This is a genomic window from Roseateles sp. DB2, from assembly GCF_051857535.1.
Classification (GTDB): domain Bacteria; phylum Pseudomonadota; class Gammaproteobacteria; order Burkholderiales; family Burkholderiaceae_C; genus Roseateles_B.
Map to the genome: position 1 here is coordinate 30,054 of NZ_JBPZGY010000007.1, position 21,380 is coordinate 51,433.

Sequence of the window (21,380 nt, forward strand, 5' to 3'; positions counted from 1 at the left end):
CGGGTGGAAGTCAACATGGGTCACCTTCTTTCATCTCAGTTGTCCTGTGCGCGGCAAGGGCCTGCGCGGTGCTGAATCGGGCGGGGCCGTAGCAATGGCGGGCGTGGTGGGAGCCGCTGCGGGTCGTCGGGTCATGCCTGGGGCAATGTCGTCTCGGGCCCGGCCTCGCGCAGCCCTGGCAGGCTCGCGAGCGCCCAGAGTCCCAGGGCCAGGCCGGCCGCACCCAGCGCGGCCACGCCGCCCAGCGGCGAGAGCGTCTGGGCCAGCAGGCCGATGGCCACGGTGCCGACGGCGTCGCCCAGGGCGTCCTGCGCGCTCCACAGCCCGTTGACGCGGCCCAGGTAGGCGTCCGGCGTGTGGCCCTGGACCAGGGCGTACTGCAGCAGCCCGGCCAACGACACCAGGGCCCCGAAAACCGCCAGCAGGAGCAGGGCCAGCACGAAGGAGCGGTTCAGTCCCAGGGCCAGCAGGCAGGCAAAGGCGGCCAGGCCCAGCCCTTGCAGCACCAGCCCGGGGCGCTCCACGCGCTCTGCCCAGCCGCTGAGCCAGGCCGAGAGCGCGGCGCCCAGCGGCACGGCCGAATACATCAGGCCCAGCTCCAGCGCCCCGCCCCCAAAAGCCTGCTCCGACAGCGCCGGGAACAGCACGCGGACGGCCGTCGTGAAGCTGACCAGGCTGCCCACCAGCACCACGCTGGCCACCACCTTGTTGCGGACCAGGTAGCGCAGGCCGTCGGCCAGTGCGCGCAGCGGATGGCTGTCATCCCCGGCCTGTGGGCGCATGCGCGGCAGGCGCAGCAGCGGCAGCAGGGTCAGACCCGTGGCGACGGCGGCCAGCAGGTAGTTCCAGCCCACGCCCCACGCAGCGATCAGTGCACCGCCCAGCGCAGGCGATCCCACGGTGGCCAGCCGCATGCTCAGCATGCTCAAGGCCCGCGCCTGCAGCAGGTTCTCGCGGCCCACCAGCTCGGGCATGGCCGCCAGCAGGGCCGTGACACCAATGGCGCCGAACAGGCCGTCCCAGGCCGCCAGCGCGTAGACCAGACCCAGCACCAGCGGCTTGGGCAGGACGCTCGCTGCCCAGGCATTGACGGCCAGGCCCAGAAAGCCCAGGCCGCAGGCACAGCGGGCCAGCAGGATCAGGCGCTTGCGGTCATGGCGGTCCGCCAGCACGCCCCCGGCCAGCAGGCCGATGAACAGGCCGGCGCCCTCCAGTGCCATGGCCAGGCCGACGGCCCTGCTGTCGCCGCTGAGCTGGAAGACCTGCAGCGGCACGGCCACCGCAAGAAAGCCCAGACCCAGAAGCGAGATGCTGCGGGCGATGAACACATGCCGGAAGTGCGGGTTGCGGGCCAGCAGGCCCCAGTCCAGGCTGGGGCGGGTGGAAGTGGCGGTGTTGCTCATGGGAGTGGTCCGTGTGGTGTCGGCAGGGTGTGGTCGGCATCGGCCCCAGCCAGGAGCCGGTCGATGAAAGGTCCCAGGGTCTGCAGGCGCTGCGGGGAGAGGATGTCCTCATGGCTGCAATCCGGCAGCCGGTGCAGGTCCATCTGCCCCGCGAGCCCGGCCCAGGCGCGCTCCGGGTCGATGTAGCCGGGCAGCGAACGCTCGGCCACGAAGAGCGTCACCCGGCCGTCGTAGCGCGGGGTCCGCGCGCGTGAGAGCAGGCGCACCGCGTCCTGGTAGTTGGCGAAGATCTGGGTCAGCAAGGCCTGCTTCTCGCGCTGCATCAGGGCCTGCAGCGCTGCGGCTTCGCTGCCCTGCTCCGGGTCCGGCTCTGCCTCATCTGCAAAGGCCTGATCCAGGACCAGGGTCTGCTCCCGCTCGGCGCCCAGTGCGGCCTGCGCGCCCTGGGGGTCCGACCAGTCGTGCACCTCGGCCGGATAGGTGTCCAGCAGGCCCAGGAAGCGCACGTGCTGGCCGGCCTCCCGCAGCTTCACGGCCACGCCGTAGGCCACGGTGCCGCCCAGCGAGTAGCCAAGCAGGTCATAGGGCCCTTCCGGCTGGATCTCCCGGATCATGGCCAGCTGTGCGCGGACCAGTTCCTCCATGTCCGCGCTGCTGGCGATGAGGCCGGCCGGCCGCGGCGACTGCAGGCCCAGCACCGGGCGGTCGGCGCGGATGTAGCGGGCCAGCACCGCGTACTGCCAGGCAAAGCCAGAGCCCGGGTAGAAGCACCACAGGGGCGCGCCCTGCCCTTCACGCAGTCGCAGCAAGGGCGCAAAGCCGTCGGCGCCGAAGTCCTGAGGCAGGAGCTCGCGCTGCAGGGCCTCAGCCAGCCCAGCGACGGTGGGCGTGAGCATGATCTGGCCGACCGCGACCGGCCTTTGCAGCACACGGCGGATCTCGCCCGCCAGCCGCATGGCCAGCAGCGAATGGCCGCCCAGCGCAAAGAAGTCGTCGTCGGCCCCGACAGCCTCCCGCCCCAGCAACCCTGCAAAGACCTCGGCCAGACGGCGCTCCAGTCCCAGCGTGGGCGCACGTGAGGCAAGACCTGACCCCGCCTTTCGAACAGGCCGGGGCAGCGCCCTGCGGTCGAGCTTGCCGTTGGGGCTCAGGGGCAAGGCATCCAGGCGCTGGAAGCTCGCCGGCACCATGTGCGCTGGCAAGGCCTGGAGCAGCGCGCGACGCAATGCCTCGTCGTCATAGACCACGCCCTCCTCAGGCACCACATAGGCGACCAGTTGGCGCTCGTCCCCGATGGCGGTGCTGGCTTCGCTGTCGCTCAGCACCAGGGCTTGCACAGCGGCCTGCGCCACGCCCGGCTGGGCCAGCAGGCACTGTTCGATCTCGCCCAGCTCGATGCGCTGGCCGCGCAGCTTCAGCTGTTCGTCGCTGCGTCCCAGGTACTCCAGCTCGCCGCCGGGCAGCCAGCGGACCAGGTCTCCCGTGCGATACAAACGCTCGCCCGCGCCGAAGGGGCTGGCCACGAAGCGGCTGGCGGTCAGTGCTGGCCGACCCAGGTAGCCGCGGGCGAGCTGCACGCCGCCCAGGTAGAGCTCGCCCACACCACCCAAGGGCACGGGGCGCAGCCAGGCATCCAGGACCAGCAGCCGGGTGTTCCAGACCGGGCGTCCGATCGGCACGCCGGGGCGGTCCAACGCCAGACCTTCGCCAAAGGCGGGGTGGTAGCTCACGTCCACCGCCGCCTCGGTGGGACCGTACAGGTTGTGCAGGGCGACAGGCAGCCGGGCCGTGAACTCGCGGGCCAGCGCCCTGGGCAGCGCCTCGCCGCTGCAGAACACCAGGCGCAGGCTGGCACAGGCCGCTGCCCGACGCTGCGCCGGCAGAGAACCCAGGTGCTCGTTGAAGACCGCCAGCATGGAGGGCACGAAGTGCAGGCAGCTGACGTGATGCCGTTCGATCAGCCGCAGCAGCGCTGCGGGATCCTTGTGGCTGTCGGGCGGCGCCATCACCAGCTGCGCGCCCGCCAGCAGAGGCCAGAAGAACTCCCACACGGAGACATCGAAGCCGCAAGGCGTCTTCTGCAGCACCACGTCCCGCGGACCCAGGGGATAGGTCTGCTGCATCCAGGCCAGCCGGTTGACGATGGCGCGGTGGCTCACCAGCGCGCCCTTGGGCCGGCCGGTGGTGCCCGAGGTGTAGATGAGATAGGCCGGATCGTCCGCCTGCAAGGTGACCTTGACCACGGGCGCTGCATGCCCCGCGCGCAGCGCGTCGTAGACCAGCGGACGAGGCCCCGTGCCGGCATCCGGCTGAGGCAGCAGGCGCGGCATATGCTCGCCGCTGCTGATCAGCACGGCGGGTGCGGCGTCCTCCAGCATGAAGCGGAGGCGTTCCTCCGGGTAGCCAAGTTCCAGCGGCAGGTAGGCGGCGCCCGCCTCGATCACGGCCATCAGGGCCAGGCTGAGGCGCACCGAGCGCGGCAGCGCCACGGCCACGATGCGGCCCGGGCCAGCGCCCAGGGCCTGCAGCTCGGCGGCGAGCGAGCACACCTGATGGCGCACCTCGGCCTGGCTCAGGTGCAGGGACTCGTCGACCAGGGCCGTGCTGTCCGGGCTGCGCAGGGCCTGCGTCGCCAGCCAGGACCGCAGCGTGTGATCGGGCAGCTCCTGCGCGGTGTCGTTGATGGCCTCGATGAAGCGGCGTTCGCGGGACAGCTGCAGCGGGTAGCGGCACAGCGGCAGCGAAGGCTGGGCCATCAACAGCGACAGCCATTGGGCCATGCGCTCCAGCATCGCGGGGGCATCGCCCACGGCACCACGGTCTTCCAGCAGCAGGGTGAGCCGCTCGCCCGGAAGTACCAGCAGAGCCAGCGGATAGTGGCTGGTGCCGCGGTTGTGCACCTCCGTCACGCGCAAGACCTGACCCTGCACCCAATCGGGCGCGGGCAGCGGATCGCTGAGGTAGTCATGGTCCGGGTAGTTCTCGACGACCAGCAGGGTGTCGAACAGCGCGCCGCCGGCCATCTGCTGGATCTCGGCCAGCCCCACGCCGTCATGGGCCATGCGCTCGGCATGCCGCTCCTGCAGGGCCTCGAGCTGGGGCCACAGGGCCAGGTCCTGCTGCAGGCTCACATCGACGGGCAAGGTGTTCAGGAAGAGTCCAACCTGTTCCGCGATGCCCTCCACCGCCGCGCTTCGGCCGGAGACCGGCGTGCCGAAGACCAGGCGATCCCGCCCCGTCAGCGACGACAGAGCCAGCGCCCACAGCCCCTGCATCAGCACATGCAGCGTGAGGCCTCGCTGGCGCAGGGCCTGGCGCAGGGCCTCGGACAGGGGCTGGTCCAGCTGAAGACTGTGTTCCACCACGGCGCCCTGGGCCGGCCGGCCTTCGCACAGCAGCGTGGGGGGCAGGCCCTGCACGGCCTGGCGCCACCAGGCCCTGCTCTCGCTCAGCTCGCGTCGGGCCAACTGGCCCACAACCTCGGCATAGGGGCGGGGCAAGGCCGGCAGCGGGCAGGCATCGGCGCGGTAGGCGGTGAACAGATCGCGCAGCAGCACGGGGCTGGACCAGCCGTCGATCAGCAGGTGGTGCACCATCAGCAGCAGGCTGTGCTGCGTCGCCGAGTGCCGGACCAGGGTCGCCTGGATCATGCCGTTCCAGCGCAGCGGCGAATGGCCCTGTGACAGCAGGCGCGCCTGGAGGTCCGCCAGCGCCCGGGCCTGCGCGGACTCAGGCTGTTCTGAGAGGTCCTGCAGCTGCCAGGGCCAGTGCAGACGGGCGTCTTGCGCGGGCATCAGGAACAGGGGCTCGGAGCTGGACTGCAGGTCGAAGAGGCCGGCCAGCTGGCGATGTCGGCTCAGCACGGCATCCAGGGCGCGGCGCAGGCGATCGGCATCCAGGGGGCCATGCAGGCGCAGGCGGGTGAAGGCTGCGTAGCCACCCTCGATGGCGTTGGCGGGGCCGGGCTGATCCTGGGCCAGCAGGGTCTGGAAGAGCATGCCCTTCTGCAGGGGCAGGAGCGGCAGTGCGTCCGCGAAGTCACCGTGACGGGCACGGAGGCCATCGGCCAGCTCAGGCGCCAGTGCCGGCGTCGCCCCCTCAGCGCCTGCCAAGCCGGTGCCCAGCGCTTGCAGCACCCTGGCCAAGGCCTGCGGCGTCGCCAGCATGAAGACTTGCCGTGGCGTGAGCACCCAGCCCTGGCGGCGCAGCGCGGCGCACAGCATGATGGCGGAGATGCTGTCGCCTCCCTGCTGGAAGAAGTCCTCGTCCGGCCCCACGGAATCCCGCTGCAGGACCTGGGCCATGGCCGCGCAGACCAGCCTTTCCTGTGGCGTGGCAGGCAGGGTCTGTGAGGACGGGAACTGCGGTGTGGGCAGTCGCTGGCGGTCGATCTTGCCGCTGACATTGCGCGGAAAGCTGTCCAGCACCGTCAGGGCAGCCGGGACCATGTACTCGGGCAGCCGCTCCTTCAGCCGCGCGCGCAGCTCGCTGCCGCGCTGCAGGCGCTGGTCCTGGGCAAGACCTGGCACCACGCAGTACGCAAGCAGACGCTGAGTCCCATGCACCGCCTGCGGCAGCACCAGGGCGCTCTCGACACCTGGCAGCAGGGACAGAACGCGCTCCACCTCGCCCAGCTCGACCCGGTAGCCGCGCACCTTGACCTGATCATCGCTACGCCCCAGGTACTCCAGCTGGCCCTGTGCGGTCCAGCGCACGAGGTCACCGCTGCGGTACATCCGCGCGGCTGTGCCTGCCGGGGCGAACGGATTGGCCACGAAGCGGCTGGCCGTGAGCCCGGGCCGGGCCAGGTAGCCGCGCGCCAGGCCGGCGCCGGCGATGTAGAGCTCGCCCACCGCGCCCACCGGCACGGGCTGCAGCCAGCTGTCCAGCACATGGACCTGCACACCCGCGATCGGCCGGCCGATGGCAGGCGACTCATGCGCCGCTATCAAGGCGCGCAGGGTGTCGACCGTGTTCTCGGTGGGGCCGTACAGATTGTGGGACTGCAGGCCCGGCACGGCGCGCAGCTGCTCCCAGAGTGCAGCTGGCGCGGCCTCGCCCCCGATCAGCACCAGGGAGGGCTGATGCATGCCCGACTCGAACAGCCCCTCCCCCACCATCTGGGCCAGGAAGGACGGCGGCAGGTCCAGGGCGTCGAGCCCCTGGCGGCGGATGTGCGCGACCAGCGCCTGCGCGTCGCGCCGGGTGTCGTCGTCGATCAGGTGCAGCTCCTGGCCCAGGGCCAGCCAGAAGAGCTGCAGCCAAGAGGAGTCGAAGGAGAAGGCATGCGTGTGCGCCGCCCGCAGGCGCCGGCCGCCTTGCCTGTCGCTCACGGCCTGCCGCGCCGGCTCGTACAAAGTCGGGCGGTGCGCCGCCAGCAGATTCATCAAGGCGCCGTGTGTGTTCATCACGCCCTTGGGCCTGCCCGTGCTGCCGGAGGTGAAGATGATGCAAGCCACATCGTCCGGCTGCGGCGCGTGGTGGCCCTGCTGGTGCGAGGCGCCAGCGGCCTGGTGCCGGACCAACTGCTCGCGGATCCCGGCATCGTCCAGGTTCACCCGGCGCAGCGTCGGCGGAAACACCTTGGGCACGGCCCCCTGCGTCAGCACCAGCAGCGGGCAGGCGTCCTCGCACATCCAGCCCAGGCGTTCGGGAGGGTGGTCCAGGTCCAGGGGCAGCAGCGTGGCACCACTGTCCAGGATCGCCAGCAGCCCCACCAGGGCGTCGATACCGCGCGGCAGGCCCAGGGCCACCACCGTTCCCCTCCCGGCGCCCTGCTCCCTCAGCCAGGAGGCCAGGCTGCGAAGGCGTGCCTGCAGTTCGCCGAAACTCAGCGACGTGCCCTGGAAGACCACGGCCGTCTGCTGGGGATGCAGTCGAGCCTGCAAGGCCAGCGCCTGAGGGAAAGCGAAGGCCGATGCGGCGTCAGCCGCCTGGGGTCCTGTGGACCAGGACTGGATGCGGGCCCGCTCGGCGGCCGTGCACCAGGGCAGCTCGCGCAGGCACGACGACGGCTGGGCAAACCAGGCATCCAGCCACTGCGCCAGCCGCCTGGCGTGCTCGGCAAGATCGGCCTCGTCATGGCAGGCCTGCGAGGCGCGCAGTTCCAGCTGCACGCGATCCGGATGGACCATGAGGCTCAGCTCGAGCTCATCCACCGGCCCCGTTGCGAGGTGGCGGGCCCAGCCGCGGACCTCACCCAGGTCCAGCGTCAGGTCGAAGAGCTTGTGGTTCAGCACCGGCCCGTACAGGCGCCGCCCGGCGCCGAGGCGATGCAGATCGCGCTGCAGCTGCTCCGCCGCATAGCGCTGGTGCGGGCGCACGGCCAGCACGGCCTTCCTGAACGCAATGGCGGCGGCGATCCAGTCCATGCCCGGCTCCAGCTGCAGGCGCACGGGCAGGACGTTGACAACCGGCACCAGCGCCTGCAGGGCCACCGAGCCCAGGCGCCGCATGAAGGGCACGCCCAGCACCATGTCCAGGCCTGTCCAGCGGCCGAGGTAAGCCGCCATCGCAGCCTGGATCAGGTCGGCCGCCGTCAGGCGGGCCTGGCGGGCGCGCTCGTCCGATTCGATCAGGGCGCGCAGGGTCTCCAGGCGCTCCAGCGGCAGTTCCAGGTCCTGCCGATTCACTGCGGCCGACATCGACTGCCCTGCCCGGGCACGCGGGGACAGGCCGGCCGCCACCGGCAGCGCCTCACCATAGGCGGCCCAGAACTGGCGGTCGGCCTCAAAGGCGGGCGACGACTCATAGGCCTGGTACTCCTGCACCACGGCCTCGGTCCCCACCCAGGGGGCGGCTTCTGGCGCCTGGGCCAGGTGCCGGCTTCGATACAGGGCGGCGATGCGCCGCGTCAGCGCGGTGAAACTGTAGCCATCCAGGGCCAGGTGATGGCAGCGCAGATACCACCACCACTGCGCTTCGCCCCCGCGATCCGGCATGCGGATCAGGGCATGGCGATAGGCCTGCCCCGGATCGGAGAGATCGTGGGGCTGAGCGATGTCCTGCGCCATCCAGGCCTCGGCGCGCGTGCGGGCGTCGGGGGCCTGGTGCCAGTCGATCAGCACGGGCTGCGCCACCTCGTCCGGCCTCAGGAACCGCGGGAGCTGCTGCAGCACCGTACCGTCCTCGCCCGGTTCGTAGCGGGCATGCAGGGTCTGAGCCTCGGCCAGGCCCTGGCACATGGCCCAGGCCATGGCGGCCGGGTCCAGCGGCCCACTCAGGACCACGCAGTGCGCGATGGTGTAGGCCGAGCCGGGCTGCTCGGCCGTCTGCTCTGCCATCCAGATGCCGGGCTGGGCGGCCACCAGCGGCAGGGTGAGCCACTGGCCGCTGTCGGAAGGGCCCGCGTCAGGCGCAGGATCTGGGGAGACGAACGATGTGTGCTGCAGCATGCCCGCTCCTCAATGCACGGCTGCCGCGTTCTGCAGCGCAGCCCAGTGCCTGTCGACCCACTCCATGCAGGCGGTCCTGGAATCCGGCCCATGAGCGCGCAGCCAACCCATTGGTTCAGCAGCAAAAGTAGGCCAGAGGCTGTATTCGCCGCGCTGGTTCACGAGAACGAGGAAGCTGTGACGGTCGTCGTCGAACGGGTTGACCGTTCCCGAAGCCTGGGAATTCATGGCAGGTCCTTTGTTTGATGCGGCCATGAAGCGCTGTTCATGGCCAGAGTTCATTCAGCGTGCGTGGGAAGCAGGCTCAAGCAGGCCGGGCAGCAGCTCGGCCAGACCGGACAGCAGCGCCTCGCGCCAGCACACCCAGTCGTGGCCGCCCCTCACCTGGCGAACGAGCACGGCAGCCTTGCTGACCATGCGGGCCTGCAGGGCTGCGGCCATCTGCCGGCTCAGGGACTGCATGTCCTCGGGGTCGCGCTCGCCGTACTGGAAAAGCGCATGCAGCCGCCGGCCCTGCCCCAGGCCGTGCTGGACCTGCTGGATCAGCCGGGCGTGTTGGGGGCTGTCCTGCGTCAGATCCGGCCACCAGAAGGAGCCGGACTGGCTCAGCAAGGCGCGATAGCGATCGGGCCAGTGCAGCACGGCGTAGGTGGCCGCCAGGCCGCCCAGACTCTGCCCCGCGACCAGACAGGGAGGCTGACAGGGGTCTGCTTCATCGTGCCTGGCCCGGCGCCTTGCCTGGGGCCAGAGCTCTTCGTGAAGTGCTTGCCAGAAGCGGGGCTGGCACCCCAGCTCCTGCCAGCGGGACTCGGGATCACGTGCGTCCACGGCCAGATAGTCTGCGGCGGGCAGCAGCCCCTGCGCCGTCCACCGGTCCAGCAAGGGAAAGAGCTGCAGCGGGCCCGCCCAGGCCTGGCCATCCAGCAGCAGCACCCAGGGGCGCGTGCCGGCCTCGCTGCTTGCGGGCACTGGGGGCCTTGTCTGGTGAAGCCAGGCCGAGCGCTGTGTGCCCAGCCGTTCGCTGGTCCAGGTCCAGCTGTGGCTGAGCCCCGCCGGCACCGGGCCCGGGTGGGCGCTCGGGCCCGCCCCGTCTGGCTGCAGCACGGCGCGCGGGCGGCCCCAGCCGTCGGCGGCTGCGGGCTGCGGGCTGAAGGGGTCAGACTGGCTGAAGGCCTGCGAAGTGCGCATCCACCAGTCACGGCGCGCCTGGGCGCCGTCCGGCATCACCGGCCACCGGACGGGCAGGGGCAGGAAGGCGTAGCTGCCCAGCCAGTCCCTGGGCAGAAGGGTTGACCAGAACCAGACGTCCGTGTCCGCCACGGGCTGCATGAACGCGGCACCCTGTGCGGGATGCGGGGTGTGGCCATCCACATCGATGCAGACGGCCTGCAGCTGCGCTTCGACGGCCGGCTGGCGCCACAGGAACAGCAGCTCCTGCACGCCCGCGGCGGTGCCAGCACGGCGCAAGGGCGTGCCCTGCCGGGCGACGCCCTGCCACCAGGCGGGCGACCCGATCGCTTGCGCCGGGGCCGCGGCCTGCAGCCAGGGTTTGAGGGCCATGCTGCTGTACAAGCTCAGGCCCTCAGCGGCTCTGCTGCCGCGCCGTGTAGCGACCAGATGGTGTCCGGCGGGGCCTGCAGCACGCGCTGCCGCGTCCGCCAGGCCATGACGGCAAAGGCCAGCGCCGCCATCAGGGCCAGGACATCTACCATCCACAAGCCCCAGTGCCCGCCGCCGAGTCCGGCCAGCAGACCGGAGCCACTGCGCAGCGAGAGCGCCGGCAGCAGCAGGCTGCCCAGAGCACAGGCCGCCAACAGCTGCGGCGCCGCGCGTGCGGCCCCGCGCCACAGACTCCAGGCCAGGCTGGTCATCCAGACACCGTAGTAGACGCCCAAGTACAGGCCCTCGGCCTGAGCCCCACCGCCCTGCCTGAGCTTGCCCGCCAGCAGGCCCGCGATGACGGCAAGCAGGCAGCCCAGGCACAGCCCCACGGTGGCGGCCGCCAGCCAACGCACCGAGGCGGGCTGCGCCGCCTGCGGCTCGGCGGCGCGCTGGCGCTTGCGGCGGGATTCCAGCCACAGCAGATTGCCGCTATAGAAGAGCGCGGCGCCCATGAGGCCCAGGGCGAAATAGGTCCAGCGCATGGGCTCGCCACCAAAGCTGCCGAAATGCAGCGCGAAGAAGGTGTTGACGGGCAGGCTCCAGCCGCTTTCGCGGCCGGGCAGCATGCTGCTGTTGATGAGCTCGCCGGTATGCGGCTGCAGCACCAGGTAGGCGGTGCGCGGCCCGTGGACCAGTGCATCAGGATGGCTCAGGGCGACGCGCAGCATGGGACGCGGCCCGCCCGTGCGCATGAAGAGCAGCTCGGTCGGCTCGAAGCCCGGCGCTTCCTCCTGCACGCGCTGCAGCAGGCGCGACAGCGGCAGCACCGGCAGGCCCGGCGCCATCGGCATCTTCAGCGCGGGCGGCGAGAACATCGGCTGCTTGCCGTACACCACCTGCTGCAGGGCGCCGTAGAACTGGTCATGGAAGGCGAACACGAGGGCCGTCAGGCTGATCACCACATGGAACGGCAGGCTGGTGATGCCCAGGACGTTGTGGAAGTCCAGCCAGAAGCGCTTGCGATTCGCGCCCGGCCGGATGGCGAAGAAGTCTTTGACCAAGGTGGGCAGCAGCACGACCAGACCCGATACCAGGGCCAGGAAGTACAGCACCGAGGCCACACCCATGACGTAGACGCCCAGGTGCTCGTCGCCCAGCGTTCCGGGGATGCCGCCGGTACGGTGCAGCAGGTCCACCAACTCGCCCAGCATCGAGGGCGGCTGCGACCAGACCTGCAACCGGCCTTGGGCGTCACGACCGGCCACCCAGGGGCCGGCCTGGCTGCCCGTGGCGTCCGCCCCTGCCGCATCGCCTGGGTCGCGGGGCCCGCTGATGGGCGCCACGAGGTGTTCCGTCGGGCGCAGGTGCAGGGTGAATTCGGCGGCGGCCCTGGGCTGGCGCGCCAGCAGCTCGGGGATCAGCCCGTCGTCCAGGGGCTGCGCCCATGCCTGGGCCACGGGCTCGGCGCCCGCATGGACCCAGCGGTCCAGGGGCTCCTTGAACATGGTCAGGGCCCCGGCGAAGAAGGCCACGAAAAGCAGCCAGCCCGCAGTGATGCCGACCCAGGTGTGCAGGCGCTTGTGAACCTTGATCAGATCGCTGGAGATCTTCATGCGACCGCCCCACTTTGTGCCCACAGCAGCAGGCCGTACGCCAGGGCGTTGAGAGCCAGCAGGGCCAGCAAGGCCTGTGCGCCCGAGCGCATGAAGTACACGGCGCTCAGCGCCAGCATCCATAGCGGCGCGATCATCCACATATTGAACTGCACCTTGTCCGGCGCGCCGAGACCGCCCGGCCCCCACCAGGCCCACAGGCCGACCAGCCCCAGGGCCAGGCTGGCGCCCAGGACCGTGCCGGACAGGCTCTTGAGCCACCAGTCTCGCTGGATCTCCTGCTTCACCGTCCTGCTCCCCTGCGATCGGCCGTACGCGACCACGGCAGGGTGCCCGCCAGCGGCCACAGACCCGCCCACAACATGGCCCAGGCCAGGCCCGCGAAGCAGGCCACGGCCGCACCCAGGCTCTGCCAGCCGGCTGCCAGCGCAATGCATGCCAGGCCCAGCGCAGCCAGGCGCGCCGGGGCGGCCGGCAGCGCGGCTGCGAGCAAGCGCTGGTGCGCACTCGACAGGTAGGCCAGCCCTACGGCCCCGCACAGGCCGATGAAGAACAGCTTGTTCATGTTTTCCTCCCTGGCCGGCGCGCGGGCGGGCTCCCGCCTGCGCGCCAGTCCTCCATGCCCGGCTCAGAAGCCGTAGCTCGCCGACAGATACAGATTGCGTCCCAGCTCCGAGGCGATGAAGTTCTCGTTCTTGTCCTTCAGCCTCACATCACCCAGGTTCTTGACGCCGGCGCGCAGCGTCCAGGGTTTGCCCAGCTGCAGCGAGCCGCCCACGTCCACCCGCGTGTAGGCCGGCAAAGCCTTGTCCTCGTAGAACTGCCGCCCCGTGTGGTTCAGGTCCAGGAAGACCTTGAGCGCCGCGCTGGCCGTCCAGTTCACGCCAGCCATCAGCTTGTGCTGGGGGCGGAATTCCAGCTTCACGGTTCGGCCCGAGGCGTCCGTGTAGTCGGCCTTGAGCGCCGTGAGGCTGCCCTTTATGCCCCAGGCCCTGCTGAGCTGCCAGCTGCCGCCGATCTCGATGCCCTGTGTCTTGGCCTGGGCGACGTTCTGCCATGCGCGCGAGGGCACGCCGGGGTTGTAGACCGCCACGATCAGGTCCTTGACCCTGTTGTGGAAGAGTACGGCGCTGAAGTCCCAGTCGGCCCGGGTGACTTCAAGGCCAAGCTCGGCGCTGCGGCTCTTCTCCGGCGTCAGGGCCGGGTTGCCGGACAGGTGGCAGCGGCCGCCACAGCTGATGATGCGGTACTCCGGACTGAGCTGGTAGGCATCGGGGGCCTTGAAGGCGGTGCTGATGCCGCCCTTGACCACCACGTCGCTGCCGAGGAAGTAGTTGGCGTAGGCCTTGGGCGAGAAGTGGCGGCCAAAGCTGGGGTGATGGTCCATGCGCCCGCCAAGGGTCAGCAGCCAGGCGTCGCTGGCCTTGAACTCGTCCTGCACGAAGACGGCGTACTGGGTGCTGCGCACGCGGCCGGTCTGCAGATAGGTATTGGGGTCCCTCACCTCCTGGCGACGCAGGTCCACCCCGCCGGTCAGGGCGTGGGCGCCGAGCTGGCTGACGGCGTAGCTGCGCAGGTAGTCGTTGTTCTCCTGATAGTGCCGCTGCCTGGGCTCGTCATAGCTAGAGGCGAAGTCGTCGATGCGGGCCCGCTCGCGCTTGTAGGTGGTGAAACTCTGACCCCAGTCCCAGCGGCCGCGGTGGCCCAGGCCCAGGGTCTTGCGGGAGATCTGCTGCTCGGAGTAGCTCAAGGCCTCATAGTTCCAGGCCGGGTAGAAGACGTAGCTGTCCAGCGCGTAGGGGCGCTTGTCGCGGTTGTAGCCAAGGTCCAGGTCCAGGGTCTGGCGCGGGTTGACTCGCCAGGTCAGTGTGGACACCAGGTTGGCGCTGCGCTTGGCCTCCAGGCCGGGTACTTCCTTGGGGTCCTGGGCGCTGTGCTGGAACCAGGCATCGCGGTGGTACAGCTCGCCGGCGATCGACAGGCTGAGGTCCGCGCCCAGGGCGCCTGAGGCGGCGGCATGGAGGCGCTGCTGACGCCCCTCCTCACCCGACTCGATCACGCGAAGCTCGGCGCCCAGACTGCCGTGCCAGTCCTTGCCGGCCCGCTTGGTGATGATGTTGATCACGCCGCCGATGGCGTCGGAGCCGTAGAGCGCCGACATGGGGCCGCGCACTATCTCGATGCGCTCGATGCTGGCCAGGGGCACGGTCGTGAGGTCGAAGTCCGAGCCACGCCACAGGGCACCGGCCGAGGACACGCGCCGGCCGTCGACCAGGATCAGTGTGTAGCGGCCGTCCAGGCCTCGGATCTGGATCTCGTCGCGGCCGTTGGCATTGCTCTGGTTGTTCACGCCTACCGCGTCGCGCAGCAGGTCCGGAATGCTGTTCGCCGACGAGCGGGCGATGTCCTCGGCGCTGATCACGGTGGTGAAGGCCGGGCTGGCCAGCCGATCACGCTCCGTCATGCTGGCCGTCACCACCACCGAAGGCAGCGCGGCGGTTGTGGGTTCCTGGGCCTGCGCCAGGGCGCCCAGCAAGACGGTGCATCCCCCGCCCAGCCAGGTGCGGGCCTTCCATTCAAGCGACATCGTTCCTCCTCCAGAAGAGCTTGTTCAGTTATCAATTACAAATGCGAATCATACGCATTTGTATTGCAAATGGAAAGTTCACACCCGCTGCGCAGGCCTATTCCCTGGCGTTGCCGAGCCTGCCGCAAGCAGGCCCCGGGCAATCCCCTGCCGCCGGGACGCAACGCTTTGTCGCGTTTAGGGCCGCCGGGCTGAATGCGTACAAGGCAGGGAACGGCCCCCTCGCCAAGATCGCACCGCGGCCATCCAGTGCCGTGCCGCCTGCCTCACGAGGGAGGGCGGACCACATCAACAAGACAAGCGAGACAGTCCATGAAGAATCCCCTTGCCCCGCGACAGCGCCTGCGTGCGCCCCTGCTCCTGGCCCTGCCGCTCATCCTGGCTTCGGCGGCACAGGCCGAGGATCTGCTGCTGCGCCTGCGCCACGACCCCCTGAACCCAGCGGCCGGCCTGCAGCTGAGCCATGTCGAGAAGGGCCGTTTCGCCAGCCAGTCCCATCACAGCGAGCCGCGTGACGGCGACCTGGTCCTCATCGCTCGCGATGCCAAGGGCCAGGAGCTGTTCCGCCGCACGGTCGGGCACCCGAGCCGCCAATGGGCAGAAGTCTTCAATCCGGCCACTGGCCAGATCCAGCAGGCCCGCGCCCTGCAGCGCGACGGCAGCGTGGAGCTGCGCCTGCCCTGGTCCGCCCAGGTCCAGACGGTGGACATCCTCGAACACAGCAGCCAGTTGGCCGCACGAAGCGCGCTGGCAGGCGCGACGCCCCTGAAGCGCCTGGGCCGGACAGAGCTGGACCAACTGGCCGCCCATTCCACGCTGAGCAGCGCCCAGCGCAGCCTGAGCACCACCCTGGCCACGCCCACAGGTAGCACCGCCCTCTGGAGCAGCGGCGCGAGCAGCCAGCGCATGGACATCGTGCTGATCGGCGACGGCTACGCCAGCGCGGACCAGAGCAAGTGGGTGTCAGACGCCCAGAAGATCAACACCGGCATCCTGGCCGACCCGCTGTTCGCCAGGTACAAGAACTCGATCAACATTCGGCGCGTGGACATCGTCAGCCCGCAGTCCGGCGTCAGCGAGGGCGGCGTCACCCGCAACACGGCGCTGGGCACGGTGATCGGCTGCTATGGCATCGACCGTCTGGTCTGCGCGGACGAGAACAAGGTCTTCGCCGCGGTTGGCTCAGTCACTGCGGCGGACGCGCGCGACGTCATCATCGTCGTGGCCAACAGCACGACCTATGGCGGCGCCGGCGGCAACATCGGCACCATGACCATGCATCCGCAGTCCATCGAGATCGCGCTGCACGAGATCGGCCACACGGCCTTCAAGCTGGCGGACGAGTACGAATACGGCACCTGCGACGCCAGTAGCGAACCCGGCGAGGCCAACGTCACCCGGGCCAGTACGCGCAGCACGGCCAAATGGGGCTCGCTGATCAGCAGCAGCACGGCCGTGCCCACGCAGCCCGGCAGCTATGCCAATGGCACGGTGGGGCTGTTCGCAGGGGCCAAATACTGCACCAGCGGCCTCTACCGACCGACTGAGAACTCCCGCATGCGAGCCCTGGGCCAGCCCTGGCACGTCGTCAACGAAGCACGCGCTGGCCAGGTCTTCAACAGCTACACCGGTGGATCGGACACCAGCGGTGGCGCCGTGACCGTCAACGGCAGCCTCAGCGGCACAGGTGCCAGCGCCACCTACCCCAGCGGTGGCAATGGCTACCACCAGAGTACGGCCGGCGGCGCCTTCACGCTGAAGCTGAGCGGCCCCGCGGGCACTGACTTCGACCTGTACCTGTACAAGTGGAACGGCAGCGCCTGGGCCGTCGTGGCCAAGAGCGAGGGCAGCGCGTCCACCGAATCCGTCAGCTACAACGGCACTGCCGGCTACTACTACGCCCAGGTCAAGTCCTATGCGGGCAGCGGGGCCTTCACCCTGAGCTACACCTTCCCCAAGTGATGCAGACAGCGCCGGACCTCAGGGATAACCACATGCGGACATGCCCTGAGGCCGGCCCCTGACGGCCCCCAGATGGGGGGTTGCTGCGTCAATATCAGGCACGGAGAGAGTGCAAGGAAGGAGCCCAACATGCAGAAAAGCATGAGTGCCCCGTGCCGGCCGCCCGCGCGGGCAGAGGTGGAAGTGCCAGACGTCGGCGGACCCTGGTGTCAAGGGCCAGGCCTGACCAGGGGTGAAGAAGCGCGCGTCGACGCGGCCACGGAACAGGCCCTGCTCTTTGGGGCCGCGCAGACCGCGATGCTTTTTGAAGGCCTGGCGGGCTTTCTATTCGTAGTCAAGGACCGGGCGGGACGCTATGTCTCGTTCAACGCCTCCCTGCTGCAGCGCCTAGGCCTGCCGCAGGACGCCAGCCTGCGCGGACGCACGGTCACCGAGTTGTGGCCAGACGCGCTGTCCAGCCGCTACATGGCGCAGGATGAATGGGTGCTCAGCCGGCGAAGCCCCCTGCTCTACCAGCTGGACCCCATCCTGCTGCCAGGCGGGGGGGCGGGCTGGTGCGTGACGCACAAGTATCCGCTGTGCTCGGCAGGTGGCCAGCTACACGGCATCCTGTGCCTGTCCAAGGATGTGCCGGGGCTGCGGCGCGATGCCGGTGATGCGGCCCTGGTCGAGGCCGTGGACGCAATGACCAAGACCTGCGAACGCCGTCACAGCGTGGCCCAGCTCGCCAGCATGGCCGGATTGAGCCAGGCGCGCTTCTCGGCCCTGGTGCGGCGCGTCTTCGGCATGAGCCCGCAGGAGTTCATCGTGCGCCACCGCGTGCGGGCCGCCTGCGCGTTGCTGCGCCAGGACGGCGAGTCGCTGATGGACGTTGCCCTGGGCTGCGGCTTCTACGACCAGGCCCAGTTCAGCCGCCAGTTCAGGCGCGTGGTGGGCATGGCGCCCTCGGCCTATCGGCGCCAGTGGGCGGTCCAGACGGCGGCGTCCACACCCTGGCCCTGGGAGCCCTGGGTGCATTGAGCTGCGCGACGCCCTCAGGGCGTCGTCAGACTCGCTGCAGCTGGCGAGCCAGCCCGGGGCTCATCCAGAGCGCCGGCGAACCCTGGCCCTCGCCTGGACCGGCCAGCATCAGTTCCGCACCTTGCACGCCATGCGCCCAGCGCCGCGCCTGGGCGGGGCCGGCGACCATCATCGCAGGACCCCAGGCATTGAGTTCGGCAACGCTGCTGCCCAGCAGGGCCAGACCCTGCAGGCCCTGGCTGGGTTCGCCGCTACGGGGATCCAGGATGTGGTGGCAGCGCCGGCCCCGGGCCACGAAGCAGCGCTCGTAATCGCCGGACGCAGCCAGCACGGCACCAGACGGGGGCATGTCGATCACGCCCAGCCAGTGCTCAGGCGCACGCGGGTCGCGCAAGGCCACACGCCAGGGTCTGCCGGGCCCTGCCTGGCCGAGGCTCAGGATGTCACCACCGCCATTGATCAGCGCATGGGCGATGCCCTCTTCCTTGAGCCGCTGCAGGCCGGCCTCGAGGATGGGCAGCTTGGCCGCACCGCCCAGGTCCAGGCGCACGCCGTGGCGATCCAGCGAGGCCAGTTGCTGGCGCGGGTCCAGCTTCAGGCGCCGCCAGCCTCGCAAGGCACGCTGGGCCCGAAGATCTGCCGCCTCGGGCCGGTGCTGCAGACCTGGGCGGAAGTCCCAGCCCTGGTAGCTGCCGACCGTGGGGTCGTAGAGACCGTCTGTGTCCTGCGCGCGCTGCAGCGCGGCCTGCAGAACCTGCGCCAGCGCCGTCGGAACAGGCAAGACCTGACCCCGCCCAGCCTGGCTGGCCAACTGGTCCAGGGGATTGCCGGCCTCGAAGCGGCTCATCATCGCCGCCAACACGGTCATGCGGTCCCAGGCCCTGGCCATGGCCGCACGGGCCAGGGCCTCGGGCACAGCGCTCACCGAGAGCTCGACCCGCGTTCCCATGAGCACGCGACTTTCCTGCCAGGAAACGGCCTTCCGGTCCGCATGGGCCGGAAGGGCAACAGCGCCCCAGGCCATGCACTGAAGGCCGCCCGCCAGCTGACCCAGGCGGCCAAGGCATTGACGCCTCTGCATCATTCGTCCTTCCGGTGCCGGGGCGCTCAGCGCGATTGATCAGCCATGAAGTCCACGGCGGCCTTGACCTCGTCATCGCTCAGCGAGGCGCCACCGCCGCGGGCCGGCATCATGCCCTTGGCCCCGGTGAAGCCCTCGATGGCGTGCTTGTAGAGCACGTCCTTGCCCTGGGCGATGCGCGGGCCCCAGTCGGCCTTGTCGCCCGGCTTGGGGGCGCCCGCCACGCCGGCGGCATGGCACATCGAGCAGGTCTTGCCGAAGACGGACTTGCCCACCGTGTTCTCGGCGGCAGGTGCGGGGGCCGGCGCGCTGGCCACGGGGGCTGCAGACGGCGAGCCAGTGCCCGCGGTACCGGGCGCTTCCTGCTTGCCGCAGGCGCTCAGGCCCGCAAGGGCCAGGGTGATCAAGGTGCTGAGGGCCAGGCGGCCGCTGTAGATCCGGGTCATGAAGGTGCTCCACATGGGGCGCTGCCGGCATGGCAGTCGCCAGTCAGGCCGGATTCTGTGCAGGCCCTTCTCCCATCGCAAGGGGGTGGATTCGCTTAAAGCTCTATTTTCAAGAAAAGTTTCAATCCTTGAACTGGATCAATGAGCGTCGGCCGGTCTTTCCAGACGATGCGGGCCAATCGAGGACGTCCTCCCCCAGCGCCCCGGCGCCGCGTCCCGAAGCCCGAGTTTCATTCACCTGAGGTCATCCCATGAAGGACGAGAACAAGTCGACGAGCCCCGAATCCACCGGCCTGGGACGCCGCCGATTCATGAATTCCGCGGCCCTGGCCGGCCTGACGCTGGGCGTTGCCGCCTGCGCCGAGAAGAAGAGCGACGGCACCCCTGCTGCTGCCGGAAGCGCCCCCGCGGCAACCGGCCACGGCGGCAATGCCTCGCATCTCAAGCCCGGTGAGCTGGACAGCTACTACGGCCTCTGGAGCGGCGGCCACACGGGTGATGTGCGCGTGCTGGGCCTGCCCTCGGGCCGCGAGATCCTGCGCATCCCCTGCTTCAACCCCGATGCCCTGGTGGGCTGGGGCATCACCAACGAATCCAAGAAGGTGATGGGCACCAAGGCCGACGGCAGCCTGCGCTACACGGTGGCCGACACCCACCACGTCCATGCTTCCTACAAGGACGGCAACTACGACGGCCGCTACGCCTGGGTCAACGACAAGATCAACAGCCGCATCGCCCGCATCCGGCTGGACTATTTCGTCTGCGACAAGATCACCGAGCTGCCCAATGTGCAGGGCTTCCACGGCATCTTCCCGGACAAGGCCGACCCGGTCGATCCCAAGATCAACTACACCACCCGCGTCTTCTGCGGCGGCGAGTTCGCCATCCCCCTGCCCAACACCGGCACCGAGGACAGCGGCAAGTACCGCTCGCTCTTCAGCTGCGTGGACGCCGAGACCATGGAGGTGCGCTGGCAGGTGCTGATCGACGGCAACTGCGACCTCGTGGCCACCTCCTATGACGGCAAGCTGGCCGCCACCAACCAGTACAACACCGAGATGGGCGCGAAGTACGAGGACATGATGTCCGCCGAGCGCGACGCCTGCCTCTTCTTCAACGTGGCCCGCATCGAGGCTGCCGTCAAGGCGGGCAAGTTCAAGACCTATGGCGACTCCAAGGTGCCGGTGGTCGACGGCACCCGCGAGTCCAACAAGGACGCCAAGACCGCGCTGACCGCCTACGTGAGCGTGCCCAAGAACCCGCACGGCGTGAACGCCAGCCCGGACGCCAAGTACTTCATCTGCGCGGGCAAGCTCTCGCCCACGGCCACCGTGATCGAGCTTGCCAAGGTGCTGGACTACTTTGACGGCAAGCTGGAAACCGCGGACAAGGCCATCGTGGCCGAGGTCGAGCTGGGCCTGGGCCCCTTGCACACCGCCTTCGACGGTCGGGGCAACGCCTACACCACCCTCTTCCTGGACAGCCAGGTCGTGAAGTGGAACGTGGATGCCGCCATCAAGTTCCATGCGGGTGACAAGAGCGCCAAGTACGTGGTCGACCGCCTGGACGTGCAGTACCAGCCAGGCCACCTGAACGCCAGCCAGTCCGAGACGCGCGCCGCCGACGGCAAGTACCTCGCCGTGGGCTGCAAGTTCTCCAAGGACCGCTTCCTGCCGGTGGGCCCGCTGCACCCCGAGAACGAGCAGATGATCGACATCTCGGGCGACAAGATGGTGCTGATGGCCGACCATCCGGTGCGTGGCGAGCCGCACGACTTCATCATCTTCAAGCGCGAGCTGGTCAAGCCCAAGCAGGTGTATGCGCTCGAGGACTTCCCGCTGGCGGTGAAGGACCCGAAGGAATCGGGCGTCGAGCGCAATGGCAAGAAGGTCACCGTGCGCCTGACCTCGCAGGCCCCGGCCTTCAGCATGCGCGAGTTCAAGCTGAAGAAGGGTGACGAGGTCACCCTGATCCTGACCAACCTGGACAAGGTGGAGGACCTGACCCACGGCTTCGCCATCCCGAAATACAACGTGAACTTCATCGTGAACCCGCTGGAGACCGCGTCAGTGACCTTCGTGGCGGACAAGCCGGGCGTGTTCTGGTGCTACTGCACCCACTTCTGCCATGCCCTGCACCTCGAGATGCGCACGCGCATGATCGTGGAGTAAGGGACCACCCCCTACGCGCTTCGCGCGCCCCCTCAAGGGGGCACACCCCTAGGACCGGCGGAGCCGGATCCTGGGGTGTCGCTGGGGTGTCCGGGCTACGC

Annotated in this window: 13 protein-coding genes; 3 read left to right on the plus strand and 10 right to left on the minus strand. The window is 69.6% G+C overall.

The genetic code is table 11. The features are described from left to right. Positions 1–131: 131 nt before the first annotated feature. The 8 genes from entS to ACS5PK_RS12665 all read right to left on the minus strand — a co-directional run bounded on the left by entS (position 132) and on the right by ACS5PK_RS12665 (position 14,599). Positions 132–1,403 (minus strand): enterobactin transporter EntS, encoded by a 1,272-nt coding sequence (gene entS, locus ACS5PK_RS12630; protein WP_439440601.1) that lies wholly within the window; start codon positions 1,401–1,403, stop codon positions 132–134. After that, complete coding sequence (locus ACS5PK_RS12635; RefSeq protein WP_439440602.1) at positions 1,400–8,797, minus strand: amino acid adenylation domain-containing protein; 7,398 nt, start codon at positions 8,795–8,797, stop codon at positions 1,400–1,402. The genes entS and ACS5PK_RS12635 overlap by 4 nt, the downstream gene beginning before the upstream one ends. A gap of 9 nt (positions 8,798–8,806) precedes the next feature. Next, on the minus strand, positions 8,807–9,025 hold the full coding sequence (locus ACS5PK_RS12640; RefSeq protein WP_439440603.1) for an MbtH family protein: 219 nt from the start codon (positions 9,023–9,025) through the stop codon (positions 8,807–8,809). A 54-nt stretch (positions 9,026–9,079) separates the two neighbouring features. Beyond that, positions 9,080–10,357 (minus strand): enterochelin esterase, encoded by a 1,278-nt coding sequence (gene fes, locus ACS5PK_RS12645; RefSeq protein ID WP_439440604.1) that lies wholly within the window; start codon positions 10,355–10,357, stop codon positions 9,080–9,082. A gap of 14 nt (positions 10,358–10,371) precedes the next feature. After that, a complete protein-coding gene (locus ACS5PK_RS12650; protein WP_439440605.1) occupies positions 10,372–12,012 on the minus strand; it encodes a PepSY-associated TM helix domain-containing protein in 1,641 nt (546 codons plus the stop codon). After that, complete coding sequence (locus ACS5PK_RS12655; protein ID WP_439440606.1) at positions 12,009–12,299, minus strand: hypothetical protein; 291 nt, start codon at positions 12,297–12,299, stop codon at positions 12,009–12,011. The genes ACS5PK_RS12650 and ACS5PK_RS12655 overlap by 4 nt, the downstream gene beginning before the upstream one ends. Then, complete coding sequence (locus tag ACS5PK_RS12660) at positions 12,296–12,577, minus strand: hypothetical protein (RefSeq protein WP_439440607.1); 282 nt, start codon at positions 12,575–12,577, stop codon at positions 12,296–12,298. Before ACS5PK_RS12660 ends, ACS5PK_RS12655 begins: the two co-directional genes overlap by 4 nt. Positions 12,578–12,640: 63 nt before the next feature. Then, positions 12,641–14,599 carry a TonB-dependent receptor plug domain-containing protein gene (locus ACS5PK_RS12665; protein ID WP_439440608.1) on the minus strand — a complete coding sequence of 653 codons (1,959 nt, stop codon included), beginning with the start codon at positions 14,597–14,599 and terminating at the stop codon, positions 12,641–12,643. 312 nt (positions 14,600–14,911) lie between these two features. On the opposite strand from ACS5PK_RS12665, the gene ACS5PK_RS12670 reads away from it, so the two are divergent. Together ACS5PK_RS12670 and ACS5PK_RS12675 are read left to right on the plus strand one after the other, a co-directional pair. Further along, positions 14,912–16,561 carry a M64 family metallopeptidase gene (locus ACS5PK_RS12670; protein WP_439440609.1) on the plus strand — a complete coding sequence of 550 codons (1,650 nt, stop codon included), beginning with the start codon at positions 14,912–14,914 and terminating at the stop codon, positions 16,559–16,561. A gap of 297 nt (positions 16,562–16,858) precedes the next feature. Further along, a complete protein-coding gene (locus tag ACS5PK_RS12675) occupies positions 16,859–17,581 on the plus strand; it encodes a helix-turn-helix domain-containing protein (RefSeq protein ID WP_439440610.1) in 723 nt (240 codons plus the stop codon). Positions 17,582–17,606: 25 nt separating this feature from the next. On the opposite strand, the gene ACS5PK_RS12680 is transcribed toward ACS5PK_RS12675, so the two are convergent. Together ACS5PK_RS12680 and ACS5PK_RS12685 are read right to left on the minus strand one after the other, a co-directional pair. Continuing rightward, positions 17,607–18,530 (minus strand): FAD:protein FMN transferase, encoded by a 924-nt coding sequence (locus tag ACS5PK_RS12680; RefSeq protein WP_439440611.1) that lies wholly within the window; start codon positions 18,528–18,530, stop codon positions 17,607–17,609. A 158-nt stretch (positions 18,531–18,688) separates the two neighbouring features. Next, the gene (locus ACS5PK_RS12685; protein ID WP_439440612.1) at positions 18,689–19,123 is read right to left on the minus strand and encodes a c-type cytochrome; all 435 of its coding nucleotides are present in this window, start codon (positions 19,121–19,123) and stop codon (positions 18,689–18,691) included. 236 nt (positions 19,124–19,359) lie between these two features. On the opposite strand from ACS5PK_RS12685, the gene nosZ reads away from it, so the two are divergent. Continuing rightward, positions 19,360–21,279, plus strand: a complete 1,920-nt coding sequence (gene nosZ / locus ACS5PK_RS12690) for a TAT-dependent nitrous-oxide reductase (RefSeq protein WP_439440613.1) — start codon at positions 19,360–19,362, stop codon at positions 21,277–21,279. The last annotated feature ends 101 nt before the right edge of the window (positions 21,280–21,380 follow it).

Bases quoted from the DNA above. Each gene is read 5' to 3' on its own strand.
- ACS5PK_RS12660 (WP_439440607.1), bottom strand. From the start codon at position 12,577: ATGAACAAGCTGTTCTTCATCGGCCTGTGCGGGGCCGTAGGGCTGGCC.
- ACS5PK_RS12670 (WP_439440609.1), top strand. From the start codon at position 14,912: ATGAAGAATCCCCTTGCCCCGCGACAGCGCCTGCGTGCGCCCCTGCTC.
- ACS5PK_RS12635 (WP_439440602.1), bottom strand. From the start codon at position 8,797: ATGCTGCAGCACACATCGTTCGTCTCCCCAGATCCTGCGCCTGACGCG.
- ACS5PK_RS12665 (WP_439440608.1), bottom strand. From the start codon at position 14,599: ATGTCGCTTGAATGGAAGGCCCGCACCTGGCTGGGCGGGGGATGCACC.
- nosZ (WP_439440613.1), top strand. From the start codon at position 19,360: ATGAAGGACGAGAACAAGTCGACGAGCCCCGAATCCACCGGCCTGGGA.
- ACS5PK_RS12650 (WP_439440605.1), bottom strand. From the start codon at position 12,012: ATGAAGATCTCCAGCGATCTGATCAAGGTTCACAAGCGCCTGCACACC.
- fes (WP_439440604.1), bottom strand. From the start codon at position 10,357: ATGGCCCTCAAACCCTGGCTGCAGGCCGCGGCCCCGGCGCAAGCGATC.
- ACS5PK_RS12640 (WP_439440603.1), bottom strand. From the start codon at position 9,025: ATGAATTCCCAGGCTTCGGGAACGGTCAACCCGTTCGACGACGACCGT.
- entS (WP_439440601.1), bottom strand. From the start codon at position 1,403: ATGAGCAACACCGCCACTTCCACCCGCCCCAGCCTGGACTGGGGCCTG.
- ACS5PK_RS12680 (WP_439440611.1), bottom strand. From the start codon at position 18,530: ATGGGAACGCGGGTCGAGCTCTCGGTGAGCGCTGTGCCCGAGGCCCTG.
- ACS5PK_RS12685 (WP_439440612.1), bottom strand. From the start codon at position 19,123: ATGTGGAGCACCTTCATGACCCGGATCTACAGCGGCCGCCTGGCCCTC.
- ACS5PK_RS12675 (WP_439440610.1), top strand. From the start codon at position 16,859: ATGCTTTTTGAAGGCCTGGCGGGCTTTCTATTCGTAGTCAAGGACCGG.